A 22,120-nucleotide genomic window follows, 5' to 3' on the forward strand; every position below is an offset into this window, starting at 1 on the left:
TGCCGTGTGTGTGGGACGGGGCGGTCGCCGGGCACGGCCGTGTCGGTAGCGCGTCCGTCGCGGCCGCGTCCCGCACCCGTCCCTGCCTCGCCCGCCCCTTTCCGCGTCCCGGTCCGCGCACCGCACCGGACCGCTCCGCACCGCATCACATCGCACCGGGCCGCTCCGCACCGGCCCGAGGCCGCGGGCGGGACGGGTGGGAAAACCCACAGCCTGTGGACAACCGGGCTCTCCCGGAACAGATCGCGTTAACATGACGAGAAATCGTCCGGTACCCGGAGCGGACTGGAACGGAAGGCCGCCGTCGAGTGAGTACACCCCAACAACCAGACCCCAGGGACCGCCCCGCACGGCTCGCCGTCGGCGTCGTCGGCGCGGGCCGGGTCGGGCCCGCCCTGGCCGCGTCACTCCAACTCGCCGGGCACCGGCCGGTCGCCGTGTCGGGCGTCTCCGACGCCTCCAGGCGCCGAGCCGCGCTCCTGCTGCCCGACGTGCCCCTGATGCCGCCCGCCGAAGTCCTCCAGCGGGCGGACCTGGTCCTGCTCACCGTCCCCGACGACGCCCTGCCCGGGCTCGTGGAGGGGCTCGCCGAAACGGGAGCGGTACGGCCGGGCCAGCTCCTCGTGCACACCTCCGGGCGCTACGGCGCGAAGGTCCTCGACCCCGCACTGCGCGCCGGCGCGCTGCCGCTGGCCCTGCACCCGGCGATGACCTTCACGGGCACCGCCGTGGACGTCCAGCGGCTGGCCGGCTGCTCCTTCGGCGTCACCGCGCGCGAGGAGCTGCGGCTGGCCGCGGAGGCGCTCGTGATCGAGATGGGCGGCGAGCCGGAGTGGATCGCGGAGGAGAGCCGCCCGCTCTACCACGCCGCTCTCGCCCTGGGCGCCAACCACCTGGTCACCCTGGTCGCCCAGTCCATGGAGCTGCTGCGCGCGGCCGGCGTCGAGGCCCCCGACCGGATGCTCGGCCCGCTCCTGGGCGCCGCCCTGGACAACGCGCTGCGCTCCGGCGACGGCGCCCTCACCGGCCCCGTCGCGCGCGGGGACGCCGGCACGGTCGCCGCACACGTCGCGGAACTGCGCGAGCACGCCCCGCAGGCCGTCGCGGGCTATCTGGCCATGGCCCGGGCGACCGCCGACCGCGCGCTCGCCCACGGACTGCTCAAGCCCGAACTGGCTCAGGACCTCCTCGGGGTGCTCGCAGGCGAGGCCCACGGCATCCCCGGCTCGTCCGGCGCCTCCCGCGCCCCCGGCACGGACGCCGACCGCGCCGACCGCGCCGACCGCACGGACCGCACGGACCGCACGGACGGCACCGAAGGAGACGTCGGATGACCACCGCGCTGCTGCGCACCGCCGACGAACTGCACGCACGCACGCGTGGCGGGCACCGGGCCGTGGTGATGACGATGGGCGCCCTGCACGAGGGCCACGCCACCCTCGTGCGCACCGCGCGCGAGCTCGCCGGACCGGACGGCGAGGTCGTCGTCACGGTCTTCGTCAACCCGCTTCAGTTCGGCCGGGGCGAGGACCTCGACCGCTATCCGCGCACCCTCGACGCCGACCTCGAGATCGCCGGGCAGGCGGGCGCGGACGCCGTGTTCGCCCCCTCCGTGAACGAGGTCTACCCCGGCGGAGAGCCCCAGGTCCGCATCACCGCGGGCCCGATGGGCGAGCGCCTGGAGGGAAGCTCCCGCCCGGGGCACTTCGACGGCATGCTCACCGTCGTCGCGAAGCTGCTGCACCTCACCCGGCCCGACACGGCCCTGTACGGGCAGAAGGACGCCCAGCAGCTCGCCCTGATCCGCCGCATGGTGCGGGACCTGAACTTCGGCGTGCGGATCGTCGCCGTGCCGACCGTGCGCGAGGAGGACGGGCTGGCTCTGTCGAGCCGCAACCGCTACCTGTCCGCCGAGGAACGACGCACCGCCCTCGCGCTCTCCCGGGCACTGTTCGCCGGCCGGGACCGGCACGCCGCCCAGGAGGCCCTGCGGGCCCGCGCGCGTGAGGTGCCCGCCACCCAGGCGCGTGCCGAGGCGCTCAGCGCCCTCGGGGAGTCCCGCGCGGCCGCCGACGCGCACGCCGTCGCCAAGGCGGCTCCCGGCGACCCCGCGGGCGTGCGCGCGGCCGCCCGCACGGTCCTCGACGAGGCGGCCCGCCTCGTCCCGCCGCTGGAGCTGGACTACCTCGCTCTCGTCGACCCGTCCGACTTCACCGAGATCGAGGACGGCTTCACCGGCGAGGCCGTCCTCGCCGTCGCCGCCCGGGTCGGCACGACCCGGCTGATCGACAACCTTCCCCTCACCTTCGGAGCCGCCTCGTGACCAGCACAGGCATACGACTGCACGCGCCCGCGCCCGGGTGGAACATCGACGCGGACGTCGTGGTCGTCGGCTCCGGCGTGGCCGGTCTGACCGCGGCCCTGCGCTGCGATGCCGCCGGCCTGAAGACGGTCGTCGTCACCAAGGCCCGCCTGGACGACGGCTCCACGCGCTGGGCGCAGGGCGGCATAGCCGCGGCCCTGGGCGAGGGCGACACCCCCGAACAGCACCTGGACGACACGCTGGTGGCCGGCGCCGGCCTGTGCGACGAGGAGGCCGTGCGCATCCTCGTCACCGAGGGCCCCGACGCCGTGCGCCGCCTGATCGCGACCGGTGCGCACTTCGACGAGTCCGAGGAAGGCGGCCTGGAGCTCACCCGCGAGGGCGGTCACCACCGTCGCCGCATCGCGCACGCGGGCGGCGACGCGACCGGCGCGGAGATCTCCCGCGCACTCGTCGAGGCGGTCCGCGCGCGGGGCATGCGCACCGTCGAGAACGCGCTCGTCCTGGACCTCCTCACGGACGGGGACGGCCGCACCGCCGGCGTGACCCTGCACGTCATGGGCGAGGGCCAGCACGACGGCGTGGGGGCCGTGCACGCCCCCGCGGTCGTCCTCGCGACCGGCGGCATGGGCCAGGTGTTCTCCGCCACCACCAACCCGTCCGTGTCCACCGGCGACGGCGTGGCGCTCGCCCTGCGCGCGGGCGCGGAGGTCTCCGACCTGGAGTTCGTCCAGTTCCACCCGACCGTGCTGTTCCTCGGCGCGGACGCGGAGGGCCAGCAGCCCCTCGTCTCCGAGGCCGTGCGCGGCGAAGGCGCCCACCTGGTCGACGCGGACGGCGCGCGCTTCATGGTCGGACAGCACGAACTCGCCGAACTCGCGCCCCGGGACATCGTCGCCAAGGGCATCATGCGGCGCATGCAGGAGCAGGACGTCGAGCACATGTTCCTCGACGCCCGGCACTTCGGCGCCCCCATGTGGGAGCACCGCTTCCCGACGATCCTCGCCGCCTGCCGCGCCCACGGCATCGACCCGGTCACCGAGCCCGTCCCGGTCGCCCCGGCCGCCCACTACGCGTCCGGAGGCGTGCGCACCGACTCGCACGGCCGGACGACCGTGCCCGGGCTCTACGCGTGCGGGGAGGTCGCCTGCACCGGTGTGCACGGCGCGAACCGGCTCGCGTCGAACTCCCTCCTCGAAGGCCTCGTCTACGCCGAGCGCATCGTCACCGACATCGCCGCGAGCCGGGCGGGCGACGCGCTCCACACGCGGGTGCCCGCGCCCGTCGAGCACCCCGAAAGGCCGGCGCACCCGCTCCTCGCCCCCGAGGCCCGGTTCGCCATCCAGCGGGTGATGACCGACGGCGCCGGCGTCCTGCGCTCCGCCCGGTCCCTGGAGAAGGCCGCCGACCAGCTTCAGCGCCTGCACTCCGAGGCCCGCGAGGCGCTCGACGAGAACGGCAAGACGGCCGAGCCCGGCGTCGACACCTGGGAGGCCACCAACCTCCTGTGCGTCGCGCGCGTCCTGGTCGCCGCCGCCCGGCAGCGCGAGGAGACCCGGGGCTGCCACTGGCGCGAGGACCACGCCGACCGCGACGACGCGAACTGGCGCCGTCACATCGTCGTACGACTGAATCCGGACCGCACGCTCGCCGTACACACCACCGATACCGCAGACTTCCCCCCTACCCGGCAGCACCACCAGGAGCAGTGACAGACGTGAGCACCCCCGACCTTCCCCTCGCCCGGAGCGGCGGCTGCGGCGACGGCTGTGCCTGCGGCGCCGACGCAGACGCCGAACTCACCGACGAGGGATACGCCGAATACGTGGAGTGCGGACTCGATCCCGCACTCGCCCAGCTCCTCGCCGACGCCGGGCTCGACCCGGTCGAGGTGGAGGACATCGCCAACGTCGCGATCGGGGAGGACCTGGCCCACGGCGTCGACGTGACGACCGTCGCCACCATCCCCGCGGAGGCGGTCGCCACCGCCGACTTCACCGCACGCGAGGCGGGCGTGGTCGCGGGCCTCAGGATCGCCGAGGCGGTCGTCTCGGTCGTCTGCACGGACGAGTTCGAGGTGGAGCGGCACGTGGAGGACGGCGACCGCGTGGAGGCCGGGCAGCGGCTGCTGTCGGTCACCACGCGCACGCGTGACCTCCTCACCGCCGAGCGCAGCGCGCTCAACCTGCTGTGCCGGCTGTCCGGCATCGCCACCGCCACGCGCGCGTGGGCGGACGTCCTGGAAGGCACCCGGGCACGCGTGCGCGACACCCGCAAGACGACGCCGGGCCTGCGCTCGCTGGAGAAGTTCGCCGTCCGCTGCGGCGGGGGCGTCAACCACCGGATGTCGCTGTCCGACGCGGCCCTGGTCAAGGACAACCACGTGATCGCCGCGGGGGGCGTCGCACCGGCCTTCGAGGCCGTCCGGGAGGCCTTCCCGGACGTGCCGATCGAGGTCGAGGTCGACACCCTGCACCAGCTGCGTGAGGTGGTCGACGCCGGCGCCGACCTGATCCTGCTGGACAACTTCACGCCCGGTGAGTGCGCGGAGGCCGTGGGCATCGTCGGCGGGCGGGCCCTGCTGGAGGCGTCGGGCCGGCTGACCCTGGACAACGCCAAGGCGTACGCCGACACCGGCGTGAACTTCCTCGCCGTCGGGGCGCTGACGCACTCCTCGCCGATCCTGGACATCGGTCTGGATCTGCGAGCGGCTGAGTAGGGAACGGGAACCGGCCATGCTGCTGACGATCGACGTGGGCAACACCCACACCGTGCTCGGCCTGTTCGACGGTGAGGACATCGTCGAGCACTGGCGCATCTCCACCGACTCCCGCCGCACCGCGGACGAACTCGCCGTGCTGCTCCAGGGCCTGATGGGCATGCACCCGCTCCTCGGGGACGAGCTGGGCGACGGCATCGACGGCATCGCGATCTGCGCCACCGTGCCCTCCGTGCTGCACGAACTGCGCGAGGTGACGCGCCGGTACTACGGCGACGTGCCCGCCGTGCTCGTCGAACCCGGCGTGAAGACGGGCGTGCCGATCCTGTTCGACAACCCCAAAGAGGTCGGCGCCGACCGCATCATCAACGCCGTCGCGGCGAACGAGCTCTACGGCGGCCCGGCGATCGTCGTCGACTTCGGCACGGCCACCACGTTCGACGCGGTCAGCGCGCGCGGGGAGTACGTCGGCGGCGTCATCGCCCCCGGCATCGAGATCTCCGTCGAGGCCCTGGGGGTCAAGGCCGCACAGCTGCGCAAGATCGAGGTGGCCCGGCCCCGGAGCGTGATCGGCAAGAACACCGTCGAGGCCATGCAGTCCGGGATCGTCTACGGGTTCGCCGGCCAGGTCGACGGCGTGGTGACCAGGATGGCCCGCGAGCTGGCGGAGGACCCGGACGAGGTCACGGTCATCGCGACGGGCGGGCTGGCGCCGATGGTGCTCGGCGAGTCCTCGGTGATCGACGAGCACGAGCCGTGGCTGACGCTGATCGGTCTGCGCCTCGTGTACGAACGCAACGTCTCGCGCATGTGAGCCGCGGCGCCTCCGGGCCCGCATCGCAGGCGGGCGCGGACGCCGGACGGGCATGCGGGCGTGCGGACGGGCGGCGGAAGCGGGTCCGGGCGGCGGGCTCGCCCGGCCCGGACCCCGCGCGAGGCGCGTGGGCGGTGGGCCATCGGGGGGTGAGCGGTGGGCCACCAGGGCGGATCCGGGCGCGCCGCACCCCACCGCTATGTCGAATTTGTCTGATTAGCGCGTACCGTCGCCGCATGCCCACGCCCTACGGATCCCGCGGCGGCCTGGCGTTCGGCGCGGAGGAGCTGCGTGTGCTCCGCCGCGCCCTCGCCATCGCCCTCCACCCCGGCCCCGTCTCCGCCGAGGACGTCCAGGACTGCCATCGCCTCGCCGAGTCGCTCGACGAGGCGATGGGCGAGGCGGCCCGGCTGCGGGCCTTCCTGGTGGCCGACCTCGCCCGGTATCGCGCAGCACTCCCCGGCACCGCCGCCTGCTACCTCACCCTCCTGGAGGAGGTCCTGGCCACCTCCTACTGCCCCGAACCGGACGATCTCGCCGCCCTGCGCGCCCTGCGCGGCAATCCGAAGGCCGCCGCCCTCCTGGACCGCTGTCAGGTCCTGGCCGAGAAGGACGTACGCGCCCGTCTGGAGCGCCGAGCGGCTCGCAGGGTCGCTGTGGCCGCCCCCGTCGTCCCGGCGTCCCGTACGCGCCTCCAGGCCCTTCCCGGGGGCCTCTCCGGCGCGGGCCGGACCGCCCTCGCGGTGGCCGTCGCCGCTGCGGAGCCGACGCCGGGGGAGCCGAGGGCCGAGGAGCCGGAGAAGAAGCCGGGCCACGCGCCGCGGAAGGAACCGGCCGAGAAGCCGGCCGCGCCCGCCCCCGCCCCTGCTCCCGGGCCGGGGCCCGTTCCCGTCAAGCCCGCGCCCGAGCCGTCCCGCCGCCCCGTCCCCACACCCGGCGAGGTCTTTCCGCGACGCAGGCCGACCCCGCCGTCCGCCGACCCGCAGCAGCGGCGGCTGGCCGTCGGCTGACCCGGCCGCCCCCCCGCCCGGAGATCCGGCTCCCGGATGGCTACTCTGGATCCATGGACTATGTCTCCGCGCTCGTGCCTCCCGTCGTCATGGCCGTGTTCTTCATCGGCCTGATCAGGGTGATCGTGAAGACCCAGGGTGGGGCCAACAAGGCCAAGGAGGACGCGGCCGTCGACGCCGCGCTCGCGCGCGCGGAAGGCCCCCGTCAGGTCTCCGCCGGCCCGGACGCCTGACGGCACCCACGCTCACGCGGCCCTCCAGGGGCGTGCGTCTCCTTTCGGAGTCGCACGCCCTTTTTGTTCCCGTTTGATGTTGAAGGTGTACGTCCGGCACGCGATTGGCGAGATCTCCCACTATTGTTCTGAGGTGTGCCTCGCCCATTGGGAGAACTCGAAGACGCGGTCATGACGCGGGTGTGGAAGTGGAACCGCCCGGTGACCGTTCGAGAAGTCCTGGAAGACCTTCAGCAGGAACGGTCCATCGCGTACACCACGGTGATGACCGTTTTGGACAATCTCCATCAGAAGGGCTGGGTGCGCCGTGAAGCGGAAGGCCGGGCCTATCGATATGAGGCGGTCTCCACCCGCGCCGCCTACGCCGCCGCCCTGATGAACGAGGCCTGGTCCCAGAGCGACAACCCCGCCGCCGCTCTCGTCGCCTTCTTCGGGATGATGAGCGACGAACAGCGCGGCGCGCTGCGCGACGCCGTACGTATCGTCCAAGGTCCCGAAACCACCGAACCCACACGCGAACCCACACGCGAACCCGTACGCGAACCCGAAGCCGAGCCCGTCGAACCCGCGACGGCCGAACCCGCGACTGCCGAGAGCACGGGGAGTGCGGCGAGTGCCGGCGGTGCCGGGGAGAACCCCGCCTCGGCATCGGAGGGCGGCGGGCGATAGCGTCCGCACATGTCAGCAGAGAGTCCCTCGGCCGAGAACCTCGAAGTCACCGCTAAAGCCATCACCGTCCGGCGGGCCCGGACCGGCGATGTCGCCGCCGTGCGCCGTCTCCTTGACGCCTACGTCCGCGGCGGCATCCTGCTCGACAAAGCAACGGTGACGCTTTACGAGGACATCCAGGAGTTCTGGGTCGCCGAACGCGACGACAACGCCGAGGTGGTCGGCTGCGGCGCCCTGCACGTCATGTGGGAAGACCTGGCCGAAGTGCGCACTCTCGCGGTGAAGCCAGGGCTGAAGGGGTCCGGCGTCGGTCACCAGTTGTTGGAGAAGTTGCTCCACACCGCACGCTGGCTCGGCGTTCGCCGTGTTTTCTGCCTGACCTTCGAAGTGGACTTCTTCGGCAAGCACGGCTTCGTGGAGATCGGTGAGACGCCGGTCGACACCGATGTCTACGCCGAGCTGCTGCGCTCCTATGACGAGGGCGTCGCGGAGTTCCTCGGACTCGAACGAGTGAAACCGAACACCTTGGGCAACAGTCGGATGCTTCTGCATCTGTGATCGACGCAGTCGTCGCAGTCCTTTCCGGCCGACCCGCCTTGCCCAGGGTCTCTATGTCCGAAACGCGTATGTTTCCGGGCGGGGAGCGGGCTGCGGGTCTCTGCCAAGGGTTTGTGTTTTCCCAGCAAAAGCGGTTTGCTTTCCGACGTAGTGCAGTACTGCATATAACAGGGTGCGGCTAAACGGCGGACGCCGCGGACCCCCGGCCCTCACGTTTTCGATGAAAGGAAATCCGGTGGCACAGAAGGTTCAGGTCCTTCTTGTCGACGACCTCGACGGCGGCGAGGCGGACGAGACCGTGACGTTCGCGTTGGACGGCAAGACGTACGAGATCGATCTCACGACCACCAATGCCGACAAGCTGCGTGGACTTCTCGAGCCCTACGTGAAGGGCGGCCGTCGTACCGGCGGACGTGCTTCCGGCGGGCGGGGAAAGGCGCGCGCCGCTTCCGGCGGCAGCCAGGACACCGCTCAGATCCGCGCGTGGGCGAAGGAGAACGGTTTCGAGGTCAATGACCGCGGCCGCGTTCCGGCGACCATTCGCGAGGCCTACGAGAAGGCCAACGGCTGAGCGCACGCGCGCCGCAGCCGGACACGGTGACAGTGAGTCGCCAGCGTGTCCACCAGCCGTACGAGATCGGGGGCGCCCCCAACGCCTCCCGACGCCGACATCGTCGGCAGCGAGGCCTCGACCTCGCACCCTGCCACGGGGGGCCGCAGCCAGACGGCGGCCCCCTGCACCGGCCCGGGGCGGCGCGGTCCCGGAGCGCGGCCCGGGACGCGGCCCGGCAGGCGAGGCGGGGGCAGCGGCGCCTCGACGGCGCCGCCCGCGCCGATGGCCGTGAGATCCAGCGGCAACGCGCCCCACTCCAGCCATCGCAGGATCCCGGGCACCTCCTCCGCGCCGCCCGCCGCCACCAGCAGCCGCATCCGGTCGCCCCGCACGGCCACCGGCGAGCCCGGTGCCAGGCGGCGCAGCGCCGCCGCGCCCGCCTTGGCCGGGACGTCCAGGACGTCGAAGCGCTCGCCCACGGAAAGCCGTACCGGCGACCCGGGCACGGTCGCCCAGCCCAGTTCGTTCTCGTACCAGCCGCGGATCCGGTCGCCGGATCCGGCTGGACCGTCCGGGTCGGCCGGGTGAGCCGGACCCTCCGGGGCGAGCAGCCGTCGGGCGAGCGGCCGTCGGGGGAGGGGTACTGCGGTGATCGCGGCGGGCCCCGAGCGGGCGGCCGGAGGGACTGAGCCAACCATGCCGAGTGCAACCGCCGAAAAGCCTCGCGAGTTACGCTGGGTGTTTCCGTGGCTGCGCAGTGTTCCGGCGCGGGAGGCGGATGCGGGTGACAGGGGAGGCAAGGTTGTTCGCCCGTAGCGGAGGGAACGGGGGCGCACGGCATGGAGTGTCAGTCCCGGCGGGTAAGACATCCCTAGTGGGAGGGGGCGACACGCAGGACAGGCCGTCTCACGTTCGCCATCGGCGTACTGGCGACTGGGGTATCTGCCTGGCCTGCGGGAACATCGTCTCGCACCATCGGGTTGGAGCAGATGTCGGCGTTCGGGGTCAGGAGGCCATCGACGGTGTCGGCAGTTGGAATGAGCGGTCCCCGCTTGCGGGACTAAGCTGCGGAAGGACAGGGAGGGGAAGTTCCCCCCACTGCCTGACCGCTCTGAGGAGCGATTAACGATGTTCGAGAGGTTCACCGACCGCGCGCGGCGGGTTGTCGTCCTGGCTCAGGAAGAAGCCCGGATGCTCAACCACAACTACATCGGCACCGAGCACATCCTCCTGGGCCTGATCCACGAGGGTGAGGGTGTCGCCGCCAAGGCCCTTGAGAGCCTCGGGATTTCGCTCGAGGCGGTCCGCCAGCAGGTGGAGGAGATCATCGGGCAGGGGCAGCAGGCCCCGTCCGGGCACATCCCCTTCACCCCCCGTGCCAAGAAGGTCCTGGAGCTGTCGCTCCGCGAGGCCCTTCAGCTGGGCCACAACTACATCGGCACGGAGCACATCCTGCTCGGCCTGATCCGTGAGGGCGAGGGCGTCGCCGCCCAGGTCCTGGTCAAGCTGGGCGCCGACCTCAACCGGGTGCGGCAGCAGGTCATCCAGCTGCTCTCCGGTTACCAGGGCAAGGAGACCGCCGGCGCCAGTGGCGGGCCTGCCGAGGGCACCCCCTCGACGTCCCTGGTCCTCGACCAGTTCGGCCGGAACCTCACCCAGGCCGCTCGTGAGTCCAAGCTCGACCCGGTCATCGGGCGCGAGAAGGAGATCGAGCGGGTCATGCAGGTGCTGTCCCGCCGCACCAAGAACAACCCGGTCCTGATCGGTGAGCCCGGCGTCGGCAAGACCGCCGTCGTCGAGGGCCTCGCCCAGGCCATCGTCAAGGGCGAGGTGCCCGAGACGCTCAAGGACAAGCACCTCTACACCCTCGACCTCGGCGCCCTGGTCGCCGGCTCCCGCTACCGCGGTGACTTCGAGGAGCGCCTGAAGAAGGTCCTCAAGGAGATCCGCACCCGCGGCGACATCATCCTGTTCATCGACGAGCTGCACACGCTGGTCGGTGCGGGCGCCGCCGAGGGCGCCATCGACGCCGCTTCGATCCTGAAGCCGATGCTGGCCCGCGGTGAGCTGCAGACCATCGGTGCGACGACCCTGGACGAGTACCGCAAGCACCTGGAGAAGGACGCGGCCCTCGAGCGCCGCTTCCAGCCCATCCAGGTCGCCGAGCCGTCCCTGCCGCACACGATCGAGATCCTCAAGGGCCTGCGCGACCGGTACGAGGCCCACCACCGCGTCTCCATCACGGATGAGGCGCTGGTCCAGGCCGCCACCCTGGCCGACCGGTACATCTCGGACCGCTTCCTGCCGGACAAGGCGATCGACCTGATCGACGAGGCCGGTTCCCGGATGCGCATCCGCCGGATGACCGCTCCGCCGGACCTGCGCGAGTTCGACGAGAAGATCGCGGGCGTGCGCCGCGACAAGGAGTCCGCGATCGACTCGCAGGACTTCGAGAAGGCCGCCTCCCTCCGCGACAAGGAGAAGCAGCTTCTGGCCGCCAAGGCCAAGCGGGAGAAGGAGTGGAAGGCCGGCGACATGGACGTCGTCGCCGAGGTCGACGGCGAGCTGATCGCCGAGGTCCTCGCCACCGCCACCGGCATCCCGGTCTTCAAGCTGACCGAGGAGGAGTCCTCGCGTCTGCTGCGGATGGAGGACGAGCTCCACAAGCGGGTCATCGGCCAGGTCGACGCCGTCAAGGCGCTGTCGAAGGCGATCCGTCGTACGCGCGCGGGCCTCAAGGACCCGAAGCGTCCCGGTGGTTCGTTCATCTTCGCCGGCCCGTCCGGTGTCGGTAAGACCGAGCTGTCCAAGGCGCTCGCCGAGTTCCTCTTCGGTGACGAGGACGCGCTGATCTCCCTCGACATGTCGGAGTTCAGCGAGAAGCACACGGTGTCGCGTCTCTTCGGTTCGCCTCCCGGATACGTGGGCTATGAAGAGGGCGGCCAGCTGACCGAGAAGGTCCGCCGCAAGCCGTTCTCCGTGGTCCTGTTCGACGAGGTCGAGAAGGCCCACCCGGACATCTTCAACTCGCTGCTGCAGATCCTGGAGGACGGTCGTCTGACCGACTCCCAGGGCCGGGTCGTGGACTTCAAGAACACGGTCATCATCATGACGACCAACCTCGGCACCCGGGACATCTCCAAGGGCTTCAACCTGGGCTTCGCGGCCTCGGGCGACTCGAAGACCAACTACGAGCGCATGAAGAACAAGGTGTCGGACGAGCTCAAGCAGCACTTCCGCCCCGAGTTCCTCAACCGTGTCGACGACGTGGTCGTCTTCCCGCAGCTCACGCAGGAGGACATCCTGCGGATCGTCGACCTGATGATCGGCAAGGTGGACGAGCGCCTGAGGGACCGGGACATGGGCATCGAGCTCTCCCAGTCCGCCAAGGAGCTGCTGTCGAAGAAGGGTTACGACCCGGTGCTGGGTGCGCGTCCGCTGCGTCGCACCATCCAGCGCGAGATCGAGGACACGCTCTCGGAGAAGATCCTCTTCGGTGAGCTGCGCCCCGGTCACATCGTGGTCGTGGACACCGAGGGCGAGGGTGACACCAGGACCTTCACCTTCCGCGGCGAGGAGAAGTCGGCGCTGCCCGACGTCCCGCCGATCGAGCAGGCGGCCGGCGGCGCCGGACCGAACCTGAGCAAGGACGTCTGACCCTCCGGGAGTCGAGCCGAAGAGAGGGGCCGGTGCTTTCCAGCACCGGCCCCTCTCACATGCCCTGAAGGCGATGAGACGTCCGCCCTGCGGCTTGTCGGACGTCCGCCGTGCGGCTACGGGGCGTCCGCGGACGACCGACGGTTCACGAGAGCTGACCGTCGTAGTCCGGCAGCTTGTACGTCGTCTCGGCGTGGCCGCCCGAGAGGTCGGTGGCGCTGTTGCCGATGTTCGCGATGATCGTGTAGCCCTTGGACTCGATGGCGACGCGCTGGGCGGTCTTGTAGACGGCGACGTCCTTGAAGAGGTCGAGGAAGCCGCGCACATAGAGGCCGGAGACCTTGTAGCCGACGTTCTTGAGGTTGTAGTCGGTCACCCCGGAGATGATGCCCGGACGGGCGGTGACGAAGAACAGGGAGACGCCGTGGTCCTGGGCGTACTTCGCGACCTCCAGAACGGGCTTGTTGGCCGGCTGCGGGTAGCTGAAGCCGAAATCGCTCTCCAGCGTGGTGTTGTCGACGTCGAAGACGATCGCCTGCTTCTCGCCCGGCTTGGCGGCGGCGATGCGCTGCTTCAGGGCCGGCAGCGCCTGGTTCATCACGGCCTGGCAGTCCTGCTGCCAGGTGGTGTAGTCGACGTCTCCGGCGGCCGCCGCGGAGGCGGAGGCCACGGTGGAGGTGGCCACGGCAGTGGTGGATGCGGTGGCGGTGGATGCGGCGGCGGTGCCGGTGGCCGTCGCGGCCTGGGCGCCGGCCGGGACGGCCAGTGCCGTGACGGCTGCGGCCGCCACGGCGGTCAGGGCTGTGCGGCGCGTCCAGGTGCCTCTGGTCATGGGTGGGGGTCCTCTCGCGTCCTTGCGCTGCCTATGTCGTGGGCATGCCGATCGTTGGGGGTGGCCTGAGGGGAACCAGCGGGTTACTGGACGGTAGAGGTGAATGAGAGGCTGGTCACAGACCCGTGCACGCGACGTGACCGGGGTCACAAGTGCCCTGTGGGGCACGGGAGTAGCCGTCGTCACATTCCGAAGTCCCTTGAGGCGGGCGACCGGTGACATGCCGCACAGCCGCTTTGGCCCCTACTAGGCGCAATAGTCGCTGGACGAATGCGAGCAAAAGGGACACGCGCTCCCGGGCTCCGTGCCGTAGAGGCTTCCAGGGGTGGCCTGGTGTCGAAAGTGTCCGGAAAGGGTGATCTGTCAAGGAGTGATGAGATTTACGACGAAGTACTAGTTTCCGTCGTAGATCACACGTTTGGGGGTCTGTGGACCTCGGGGTTACCAAGGGATGGCCACCTCGGCGGAGGTTCTCGCCAGGTGGTTTCCTCTGCCCCCGTCCCCATGAGGTCTTCGATGTTCCAGCGCGTCACGTCCCGTTCTTCCCGTACGTCCCTGCTCCGCACCCGCGTGGCCGTCGGGGCCGCCGCAGTGGGCGCCTCGGTCGTGCTGGGGACCGGAGTGGCGTCCGCCGCCGCCCCCGCCGCCGCGCCCGCCGCCCCCGCCGCCAAGACCGCCGTGTCCGCCGCTTCCTGGATAGACCCGGTGAAGAAGTACACGCTGTCCGCCGGGTTCGCCCAGGCCGGCAAGATGTGGCAGTCCAAGCACAGCGGTCAGGACTTCGCCGTGCCGAGCGGCACCAAGGTCATGGCCGCGCACGGCGGCACCGTGGTGAAGGCCGGCGGCAACGGCGCCGGCGACGGTCCGGCCTACGGCAACGCCATCGTGATCAAGCACGCCAACGGCGTGTACTCGCAGTACGCCCACCTCTCGCACATCGAGGTGAAGGTCGGCCAGGTCGTGAAGACCGGCCAGAAGATCGCGCTGTCCGGCAACACGGGCAACTCCAGCGGTCCGCACCTGCACTTCGAGATCCGCACGACCCCCGACTACGGTTCGGCGATCAACCCGGTCACCTTCCTGCACGCCAAGGGCGTGAAGGTCTGACCCCTGCGTGACCGGGCGACGTGACGCCGGTGCGCGCTCAGCCGCCGCGACGCGGCCGCGCGCTCAGCCGCCGTGATGCGCCTGCGTCACCAGATCGACGGCGACCTCCAGGACTGCTGCCCGCTTGTCCTCGGGGTCGCCGTCGAGGTCGTTCAGGAAGAACATCCCGGCGTGCAGCGTGAAGATGGCGCTCACGCAGCGGACCTGGTCGATGAGCGGGGCCTCGGGATCCATGATGATGTCGCGCAGGCCCCGCATGCGGTCCTTGAACGAGTCGCCGATCTGGAGTTCCCGCACCGTCGCCTGGTTCTCCTGCATGAAGCGGAAGAGCGGGGCCGCCTCGGAGAGGGCCTTGCTGTAGCGCCGTACGAGTTCGTGCTTCGTCTCCAGGGTGTGCGGTTGCTCCCTGCCCCACTCGATCAGGTCTTCGATCGGCTTCGTCAGATCCGTGAAGATGCCGACGATGATCTCTTCCTTGGTCTTGAAGTGGTAATACAGGGCAGCCTTCGTGACCTCCAGGCGTTCCGCGATCTCGCGGAGGGAGGTCTTCTCGTATCCCTGCTCGGCGAAGAGTTCGAGGGCCACGTCCTGGATGCGCTGGCGGGTGTTGCCGCGGCGCTGCTGCTTGGTGCCGTCCATGGTGCGGTCCATCCTCGTACTCCTAGGGCTCCCGCGAAAACTTACTTGCCGTCCGGCTAGTTCGACACCAGTAACTTACTTGACGACCGGCTAGTGACGGGTCTAACTTCCTAGTGTACTGAACTAGCCGGGCGGCAAGTAAGTGGCCGGTCGGGGTGGGACCCAGGGGAGTGGAACGATGGCGGACACGAAGACACCGGAGACCGAGCCGGAGAAACAGCCCAGGAGCGTGCGGGTGGTCCTGCTCGCCCTCATGATCACGATGATGCTCGCGATGCTCGACAACATGATCGTGGGCACGGCCATGCCGACGATCGTCGGCGACCTCGGCGGCCTGGAACACCTCTCGTGGGTGGTGACCGGCTACACCCTGGCGACCGCCGCCTCCACCCCGATCTGGGGCAAGATCGGCGACATGTACGGGCGCAAGGGCGCCTTCATGACGTCGATCGTGATCTTCCTGATCGGCTCCGCACTGAGCGGCATGGCCCAGAACATGGGCGAACTCATCGGGTTCCGCGCGATCCAGGGCCTCGGCGCGGGCGGTCTGATGGTCGGCGTCATGGCCATCATCGGCGACCTGATCCCCCCGCGGGAGCGCGGCAAGTACCAGGGCATGATGGCCGGCGTCATGGCGCTCGCGATGATCGGCGGTCCGCTGGTCGGCGGCACCATCACCGACAACTGGGGCTGGCGCTGGTCCTTCTACATCAACCTGCCGCTCGGGGTGGTGGCCCTCACCGCGATCAGCGTCGTCCTGCACCTGCCCAAGAAGCGGTCGCAGTCGCGCATCGACTACCTCGGCGCCGGCCTGCTGACGCTGGGCATCACCTCCATCGTCCTCGTCACCACCTGGGGCGGCTCGGAGTACGCCTGGACCTCCGCGCGGATCATGGAACTCATCGCCATCGGCGTCGCCTCGCTCATCGGATTCGTCTTCTGGCAGACGAGGGCCGTGGAGCCGATCGTGCCGCTGCACATCTTCCGCAGCCGCAACTTCACCCTCATGTCGCTCATCGGCTTCATCACCGGATTCGTGATGTTCGGCGCCACCCTCTTCCTGCCGCTCTACCAGCAGTCGGTCCAGGGCGCGTCCGCGACCAACTCCGGTCTGCTGCTCCTGCCCATGCTCGGCGCGATGCTGGTCACCTCGATGGTGGCCGGGCGGGTGACCACGAACAGCGGCAAGTACAAGGTCTTCCCGGTCCTCGGCAGCTTCCTGATGGTGATCGGGCTGTACCTGCTGTCGACGATGGACACCGGGACCAGCCGTCTCACCTCCGGCGTCTTCATGGCCGTGGTCGGTCTCGGCATGGGCTGCCTGATGCAGATCACGATGCTGGTGGCGCAGAACAGCGTCGAGATGAAGGACATGGGCGTCGCATCCTCGTCCACCACCCTCTTCCGCACCCTCGGCTCCTCCTTCGGCGTCGCGATCATGGGCGCGCTGTTCAACAACCGGGTCCAGGACGTGATGTCCGAGCGCGCCGGGGCACTGGGCTCGAAGATCACCCAGCAATCCGCCCAGCTGGACGCCGCCAGCCTGGCCAAGCTGCCCGCGGCCGCCCGTGAGGCCTACCAGCACGCCGTGTCGGCAGGCATCCACACGGCGTTCCTGCTGGGCGCGGCGGTGGCGATCGCCGCGCTGGTGGCGGCGGTGTTCGTGAAGGAGGTTCCGCTGAAGGGAGCGGGGCCGCAGAAGGCGGACGAGGCCACCGACGGTGCGACCCTCGCGCCGCCGCCCATGGTCGAGGCAGTCTGACGCAGTCCGACCTTGCGCTGCTCGCGCTGAACGAAGGCCTCCGGCGGTGTCCGCCCCGGGGGCCTTCCTCATGCCGCGTCGCCGATGCCGCGTCGCCGATGGTGACAGCCACGGCATCGGAGCCGGAGCCGGCGGCCGTGATGCGACGGCGTGCACCGGCAATGGCGACGGAGCGCCGGAGGACGGCCGGCGTTGCCGCGCCGGGCGTCACGGCATCGTCGGGTAGCTTCCGGTGCTGGTCGGTGCGTGCTCGGGCAGCCACAGGACCGCCACGGCGCCCTCGGACGGTATGTGCTCGGGGGTGCCCGCGGGCCGCACGTTGCGGAAGGTCAGCCGCGCGCCGAGAACGCGGGCCTGGCCCGCCGCGATGGTGAGCCCGAGCCCGTGTCCGTGCCCCGCCCGGTCGGTGCTGCCGGTGCGGAAGCGGCTCGGCCCCTCGGCGAGCAGATCCTCGGGGAACCCGGGGCCGTGGTCGCGGACCCGGATGACCCGGCCTTCCACGGTGACCTGGATGGGCGGCTTGCCATGCCGGGCCGCATTGGCCAGCAGGTTGAACAGCACCCGCTCCAGGCGGCGCGGATCGGTCGTGACCATCGACTCGTGCACCACCCGCACCTCGACGTCCGGGTCCTTGGCCGCCACCCGGCGGGACACGAACTCGCCGAGCACGATGTCCTGAAGCTCGGCACGCTCCGAGGCGCCGTCGAGGCGGGCCACCTCCAGGACGTCCTCGACGAGGGTGCGCATGGCCTTGGCCCGGTCCAGCACCAGCTCGGTCGGCCGGCCGGGCGGCAGCAGCTCGGCCGCCGTCAGCAGGCCCGTCACCGGGGTACGCAGTTCGTGCGCGATGTCCGCGGTGACCCGGCGCTCGGCCTCCAGGCGTTCCTGCAGGGTGTCCGCCATGGCGTCCACCGCGCTCGCCAGGTCGTCGGTCTCGTCCCGCACGACCCCGCCTATCGCGTCCCGGACGCGGACGTTCGTCTCGCCCTTGGCGACCTGGTTCGCCGCGGCAGCCGCCTTCCGCAGCCGGCGCGACATCTGGCCGCCGATCAGCACACCCAGCGCGCTGCCGCCGAGGACGACCGCGATGGAACCGATCACCAGGGCCTGGTCGAGGTCCTTGAGGATGTCCGTGCTGCGGTCGGTGAACCCTGTGTGCAGGGACAGCACATGCCCGTCCTTGACCGGCACGGCCGCCCAGATGTCCGGCACGCCGCCCCTGCGGTCGGAGACGAACGTGGCCCGGCGGCCTTCCCGGACCTTCTTGCGCAGCGCGGCCGGCAGACTGGAGTCGTCGATCTTGATGTTGGGGAAGTAGAAGTTGGGCCGCCCCGACTGCTCGTAGTTGCGCTGGGCGATCTGCACGCGCTCGTCGGCGAGATCGCGCGCGTTGTCCAGCATGGACACGCGCGCGGCGTTGTGCACGACGAGGCTGAGCGCTATCGCCACCAGGGCGCCGACCAGCGCGATCGCCGCACTCAGCTTCCATCGCAGGCCTGTGCGGAGGGCCATGCCCTCCGCACGAGCCGGACCCAGGTGCCGGATCATCCCCCGCATACTTCCGTCTCCGCCCCGCTCAGGCCTTCAACTTGTAGCCGAAGCCGCGGACCGTCTCGATGCGGTCCTGGCCGATCTTGGCGCGCAGCCGCTGCACATGGACGTCGACGACCCGGGTGTCGCCGCCCCAGCCGTAGTCCCACACCCGCTCCAGCAGTTTGTCGCGCGAGAGGACGGTGCCGGGAGCGGAGGAGAACTCCAGCAGCAGGCGCATCTCGGTCGGGGTCAGTGCCACCGGCTGCCCGGCCCGGCGCACCTCCATGCCCTCCGTGTCGACCTCCAGGTCGCCGAAGGCCAGCACACCGCCGGCCTGGGAGGCGTCGGGCTCGATGCGGTCCCCGCCGCCCGCGTGGCCGAACCGGCGCAGCACGGCACGGATCCGGGCGACCAGGACCGCGCCGTCGAACGGCTTGGTCACATAGTCGTCGGCACCGGCCTCCAGCCCCAGGACGACGTCGATGGAGTCGGCGCGCGCAGACAGCATGATCACCGGCACGGTGGACTCGTCCCGGATGCGCCGGCACAGACTCACGCCGTCCAGGCCCGGAACCATGACGTCCAGCAGCGCGATGTCGGGACGGTCGGCGCGGAACGCCGCCAGGCCGGACAGGCCGTCGGGCATCGCGGTGACCGCGAAGCCGTCCCGCTCCAGGGCGAGCTGGGTGGCCTCGCGGATGACGTCGTCGTCCTCGACGAACAGAACGTGTGTCTGGTCTGCCATCCCGGTGCTCTCAGTTCTCGTCGCGTGCTCGCGTGCGTGTCGGCGGGTGCGCCTGACAATCGTCAGGCTGTCTGTCGGTCGTCGGTCTGTCGGTCGTCAGTCTGTCGGGTTTCTGTGCCCTCGCTGTCAGGGGCGTCCCTTGGGTGGACGCGTGGAAGGCCGCGAACGTTCACTGCCCGCCCGTCCTCGACCGTTCGCACCCGTCCACCAGATGATCGGAAGGGAGGGGCCGATCGGTTCACGCAGACGCGATTTTTTCTTCGACCGGGCGCTGCCGGGCAGGTCAGCCGGTCTTCGGCACCGGTGTGGATTCTCCGCCGACGACGCTGCTGTAGTCGTTGTGCCAGCTGAACTCCCTGCGGAAGCGGCCCGCGACCCAGCGGTAGGTGACCACGTTCTCCCCGGAGGGGCTGGAGACCGGGTCGCCCTTCGCGTACACCTGCTTGGTCACCACCAGGTCGCCCCGGTCTATCTCCGCGTAGACCGGGGGCTCCTCGGCCTTGAAGACGTTCGCGTAGCCGTTCGCGTCCTCCCGGTAGACGTAGGAGCCGACACCGACGGCGTCGCCGCAGGTGAGCACGTTGACGATGAGGTCCTCGCCGGAACCGTCGGTGAGGTCCCCGTACGACACGTCGACCGGGTACTCGTCGCCCACGCAGGGCTTCAGTCCGCTCTTGACCTCCGCCGAGACCGCGGGATCGTCCTTGACGAGACGTACCGCTTCCGTCCGGTCGGGGGCGCCGGTGGGGGCGGCCGAGGGCGAGGCCGTGGCGCCGACCACCGCGTCGACGTGGGCCGGGCCCTCGTCGCGGGCGCCGGTGCCGCCGGTGCCGCAGGCGGAGACGAAAAGGGCGAGGGCGGCGAGCACGGTCATCGCCGTGATCGCCGCCTGGATGGTGCCTCGGGCCGGTGTGGGCCCGGCCTGGGTCAGGCCGCCACGCAACGCTCCCGCTCCTCACGCTCCAGCGCGCGTGCGTCCAGGTCGCGGGCTTCCAGCTCCTCGCGGAGCCGGGCGAGCGCCCGGTGCAGCGTGCTCTTGACCGTTCCGGCCGACATGCCGAGGGCGGCGGCCGTCTCCTCCGTGGACATCTGTTCCCAGTGTCGCAGCACGACGACGCTTCGCTGTTTGGGTGCGAGCACCTTCATCGCGTCCATCAGCAGGGCGCGGTCGGCGTGCTGCTCGGTGGAGTCGTCGACGCAGGCGTCCGGGAGCTGCTCGGTCGGCACTTCCTCGAGCTTGCGGGCCCGCCACCACTCGGTCCGCGTGTTGATCATGACCCGACGCAGGTAGGCGTCCGCGAGCCGCTTGTCCGCGATGCCGTCCCAGCGGCCGTACGTCCGGGCCAGCGCGGTCTGCAGCAGGTCCTGGGCGTCGACCGGGTCCGGGACGAGGCGACGGGCGCTGCGCAGCAGCGCGTCCTGCCGCGTGCGGACGTATTCCTCGAACTCGAGCACCTCGCCCTGCGCCATGGTCAACCGCCTCCGATTCCCCGTTCCGACGGTGGTCGCCGCCGGTTCACCGCTTGTGGTCTGCGGCCCGTCGTGTCTTCGCCGGGCACGGAGATGAAGCTACGGAGGTGTTGTCACGGCACTGTCCGAAGCAGCCTGCGGCTAGCGCTCAGCTGTCCGTCGGTTGTGTAACGGCGGTGAGTTCGGGGTAAGAGTAAGGGCCGCATCGCAGGGTTATGGGGAGATTCGTCCACGCGTCGGCCGTGACAAACGCCCGACGACGGCTGTGACGAACGCCGACGACGGCCATGACGGGGGGGGCCGGCAGTGAACCGACCGTGCGTCAGGTCAGGGGCAGGCGGTACAGCCCGTTCGGCAGCGGCTCCACCAGTCCGTCCGCGACGAGCCCGTCCAGCGCACGCGCGCGTTGCACCGGATCGTGCCATACGCGGTCGAGGGCGGCCTGCGGTACGGGCGCGTGCGCGTCGCGCAGGACGGCGAGCAGTTTGCCCCTGACCTGCCGGTCGGTGCCGGCGTAGGTCTGGCCGCGGCGCGGCGGGCCGTCGTGCTCCGGCTTGCCCGCGAGCCGCCAGGCGCACTGCGCGGCGATGGGGCAGCGCACGCACGTCTCGTTCCTGGCCGTGCAGACGAGCGCGCCGAGCTCCATGGACGCGGCGGCCCAGCGCGCGGCCGTCGCCTCGTCCTCGGGGAGCAGGGCGCGGGCCAGCTTGCGTTCGGCTGCCGTGGTGGCGTTCGGCGGGTACTGCACACCTCTGACGGCGCGCGCGAACACGCGGCGGACATTGGTGTCCAGGACGGCGTGGCGCCGGCCGTACGCGAACGAGGCGACGGCTGCGGCCGTGTACTCGCCGATGCCCGGCAGCGCCAGGAGCTGCGCGTGGTCGGACGGCACGTCGCCGCCGTGCCGTTCCGTTATCGCCACCGCGGCGCCGTGCAGCCGCAGGGCGCGGCGCGGGTAGCCGAGCCGGCCCCAGGCGCGCACGGCCTCGCCCGGGGCCTCCGCGGCGAGGTCGGCGGGGCGCGGCCAGCGGGCGAGCCACTGCTCGTAGACCGGCAGGACGCGGCTGACCGGCGTCTGCTGGAGCATGAACTCGCTGACCATCACCCCCCACGCCCCGGCTTCGGGGCGCCGCCAGGGGAGGTCGCGGGCGTGGTCGTCGAACCAGTGGATCACCGGGGCGTGCAGATCCGCTCCGGGGGCCTCGGCGTCGACGCCGACGGGGCCGCGGGCGGGGCTGCTGCTGTGCGGGGGCTTCGTGGGGGCAGTCATGGCCCTACCGATCCTGCCATGCGCACCGGGGCACGCGCGCGTACCGCCACTCGACCGGGTCGCACGCCGGAGGCGCTTCCCGCGCGGGCGCCAGGGCCATGACCGGAGGCACGACGCGGGCGATCGGCGACGGCAGTACGGCCGTGGAGGACGAAGTCGGGTACGAGGCGGGCGGTTTCCGAAATGATGATCCGGAAAAGTTGTGTTCCCGGCGGCGGGTGGGGCC

General features: G+C 71.0%; 21 protein-coding genes. 13 read left to right on the forward strand and 8 right to left on the reverse strand.

Features of this window, described 5'->3' with window-relative positions; translation table 11 throughout:
* Positions 1–308 precede the first annotated feature (308 nt).
* The 10 genes from IE239_RS13300 (at position 309) to IE239_RS13345 (ending at position 8,897) form a co-directional block, all read left to right on the forward strand.
* Entirely contained in the window at positions 309–1,334 is a 1,026-nt protein-coding gene (locus IE239_RS13300; RefSeq protein ID WP_190149469.1) for a Rossmann-like and DUF2520 domain-containing protein, read from the forward strand.
* Entirely contained in the window at positions 1,331–2,323 is a 993-nt protein-coding gene (gene panC, locus IE239_RS13305) for a pantoate--beta-alanine ligase (RefSeq protein WP_190149470.1), read from the forward strand. Before IE239_RS13300 ends, panC begins: the two co-directional genes overlap by 4 nt.
* Positions 2,320–4,035 (forward strand): L-aspartate oxidase, encoded by a 1,716-nt coding sequence (locus tag IE239_RS13310; RefSeq protein ID WP_190149471.1) that lies wholly within the window; start codon positions 2,320–2,322, stop codon positions 4,033–4,035. The genes panC and IE239_RS13310 overlap by 4 nt, the downstream gene beginning before the upstream one ends.
* A 5-nt stretch (positions 4,036–4,040) precedes the next feature.
* Positions 4,041–5,042 (forward strand): carboxylating nicotinate-nucleotide diphosphorylase, encoded by a 1,002-nt coding sequence (nadC, locus tag IE239_RS13315; RefSeq protein WP_190149472.1) that lies wholly within the window; start codon positions 4,041–4,043, stop codon positions 5,040–5,042.
* 16 nt (positions 5,043–5,058) lie between these two features.
* Positions 5,059–5,856, forward strand: coding sequence for a type III pantothenate kinase (locus tag IE239_RS13320; RefSeq protein WP_190149473.1), 798 nt, complete (start codon positions 5,059–5,061; stop codon positions 5,854–5,856).
* Between the two features lie 266 nt (positions 5,857–6,122).
* Positions 6,123–6,866: a hypothetical protein gene (locus IE239_RS13325; RefSeq protein WP_190149518.1), complete on the forward strand. Its 744-nt coding sequence runs from the start codon at positions 6,123–6,125 to the stop codon at positions 6,864–6,866.
* Positions 6,867–6,919: 53 nt separating this feature from the next.
* Positions 6,920–7,099, forward strand: coding sequence for a hypothetical protein (locus tag IE239_RS13330; RefSeq protein WP_190149474.1), 180 nt, complete (start codon positions 6,920–6,922; stop codon positions 7,097–7,099).
* Between the two features lie 171 nt (positions 7,100–7,270).
* A complete protein-coding gene (locus IE239_RS13335) occupies positions 7,271–7,768 on the forward strand; it encodes a BlaI/MecI/CopY family transcriptional regulator (protein ID WP_373308093.1) in 498 nt (165 codons plus the stop codon).
* Between the two features lie 9 nt (positions 7,769–7,777).
* A complete protein-coding gene (locus IE239_RS13340; protein ID WP_190149476.1) occupies positions 7,778–8,326 on the forward strand; it encodes an amino-acid N-acetyltransferase in 549 nt (182 codons plus the stop codon).
* Between the two features lie 235 nt (positions 8,327–8,561).
* Positions 8,562–8,897: a histone-like nucleoid-structuring protein Lsr2 gene (locus IE239_RS13345; RefSeq protein ID WP_069773146.1), complete on the forward strand. Its 336-nt coding sequence runs from the start codon at positions 8,562–8,564 to the stop codon at positions 8,895–8,897.
* On the opposite strand, the gene IE239_RS13350 is transcribed toward IE239_RS13345, so the two are convergent.
* Entirely contained in the window at positions 8,876–9,577 is a 702-nt protein-coding gene (locus tag IE239_RS13350; protein ID WP_190149477.1) for an SCO3374 family protein, read from the reverse strand. The two genes, IE239_RS13345 and IE239_RS13350, sit on opposite strands and share 22 nt — an antisense overlap.
* Before the next feature lie 430 nt (positions 9,578–10,007).
* On the opposite strand from IE239_RS13350, the gene IE239_RS13355 reads away from it, so the two are divergent.
* Positions 10,008–12,536, forward strand: coding sequence for an ATP-dependent Clp protease ATP-binding subunit (locus tag IE239_RS13355; protein ID WP_190149478.1), 2,529 nt, complete (start codon positions 10,008–10,010; stop codon positions 12,534–12,536).
* A gap of 145 nt (positions 12,537–12,681) precedes the next feature.
* Here IE239_RS13355 and IE239_RS13360 read toward each other — a convergent pair whose 3' ends face one another.
* Entirely contained in the window at positions 12,682–13,368 is a 687-nt protein-coding gene (locus IE239_RS13360) for an HAD family acid phosphatase (protein ID WP_190149479.1), read from the reverse strand.
* A 516-nt stretch (positions 13,369–13,884) separates the two neighbouring features.
* Between IE239_RS13360 and IE239_RS13365 the strand changes: the two genes are divergently transcribed.
* Positions 13,885–14,475: a M23 family metallopeptidase gene (locus IE239_RS13365; protein ID WP_190149480.1), complete on the forward strand. Its 591-nt coding sequence runs from the start codon at positions 13,885–13,887 to the stop codon at positions 14,473–14,475.
* A 63-nt stretch (positions 14,476–14,538) separates the two neighbouring features.
* On the opposite strand, the gene IE239_RS13370 is transcribed toward IE239_RS13365, so the two are convergent.
* Positions 14,539–15,126: a TetR/AcrR family transcriptional regulator gene (locus tag IE239_RS13370; protein WP_190149481.1), complete on the reverse strand. Its 588-nt coding sequence runs from the start codon at positions 15,124–15,126 to the stop codon at positions 14,539–14,541.
* Between the two features lie 166 nt (positions 15,127–15,292).
* Between IE239_RS13370 and IE239_RS13375 the strand changes: the two genes are divergently transcribed.
* Positions 15,293–16,876 (forward strand): MDR family MFS transporter, encoded by a 1,584-nt coding sequence (locus IE239_RS13375; protein ID WP_190149482.1) that lies wholly within the window; start codon positions 15,293–15,295, stop codon positions 16,874–16,876.
* A gap of 207 nt (positions 16,877–17,083) precedes the next feature.
* On the opposite strand, the gene cseC is transcribed toward IE239_RS13375, so the two are convergent.
* From cseC to IE239_RS13400, 5 genes are all read right to left on the reverse strand, one after another.
* Positions 17,084–18,433 (reverse strand): two-component system sensor histidine kinase CseC, encoded by a 1,350-nt coding sequence (gene cseC, locus IE239_RS13380; RefSeq protein ID WP_190149483.1) that lies wholly within the window; start codon positions 18,431–18,433, stop codon positions 17,084–17,086.
* Positions 18,434–18,452: 19 nt separating this feature from the next.
* Complete coding sequence (cseB, locus tag IE239_RS13385; RefSeq protein ID WP_190149484.1) at positions 18,453–19,154, reverse strand: two-component system response regulator CseB; 702 nt, start codon at positions 19,152–19,154, stop codon at positions 18,453–18,455.
* 283 nt (positions 19,155–19,437) lie between these two features.
* Positions 19,438–20,097, reverse strand: coding sequence for a hypothetical protein (locus IE239_RS13390; protein WP_190149485.1), 660 nt, complete (start codon positions 20,095–20,097; stop codon positions 19,438–19,440).
* A complete protein-coding gene (locus IE239_RS13395; protein WP_190149519.1) occupies positions 20,082–20,624 on the reverse strand; it encodes a SigE family RNA polymerase sigma factor in 543 nt (180 codons plus the stop codon). The genes IE239_RS13390 and IE239_RS13395 overlap by 16 nt, the downstream gene beginning before the upstream one ends.
* A gap of 322 nt (positions 20,625–20,946) precedes the next feature.
* The gene (locus IE239_RS13400) at positions 20,947–21,894 is read right to left on the reverse strand and encodes an HhH-GPD family protein (protein WP_229878067.1); all 948 of its coding nucleotides are present in this window, start codon (positions 21,892–21,894) and stop codon (positions 20,947–20,949) included.
* Positions 21,895–22,120 lie beyond the last annotated feature (226 nt).

Source organism: Streptomyces humidus (assembly GCF_014649655.1).
Lineage (GTDB): Bacteria > Actinomycetota > Actinomycetes > Streptomycetales > Streptomycetaceae > Streptomyces > Streptomyces humidus.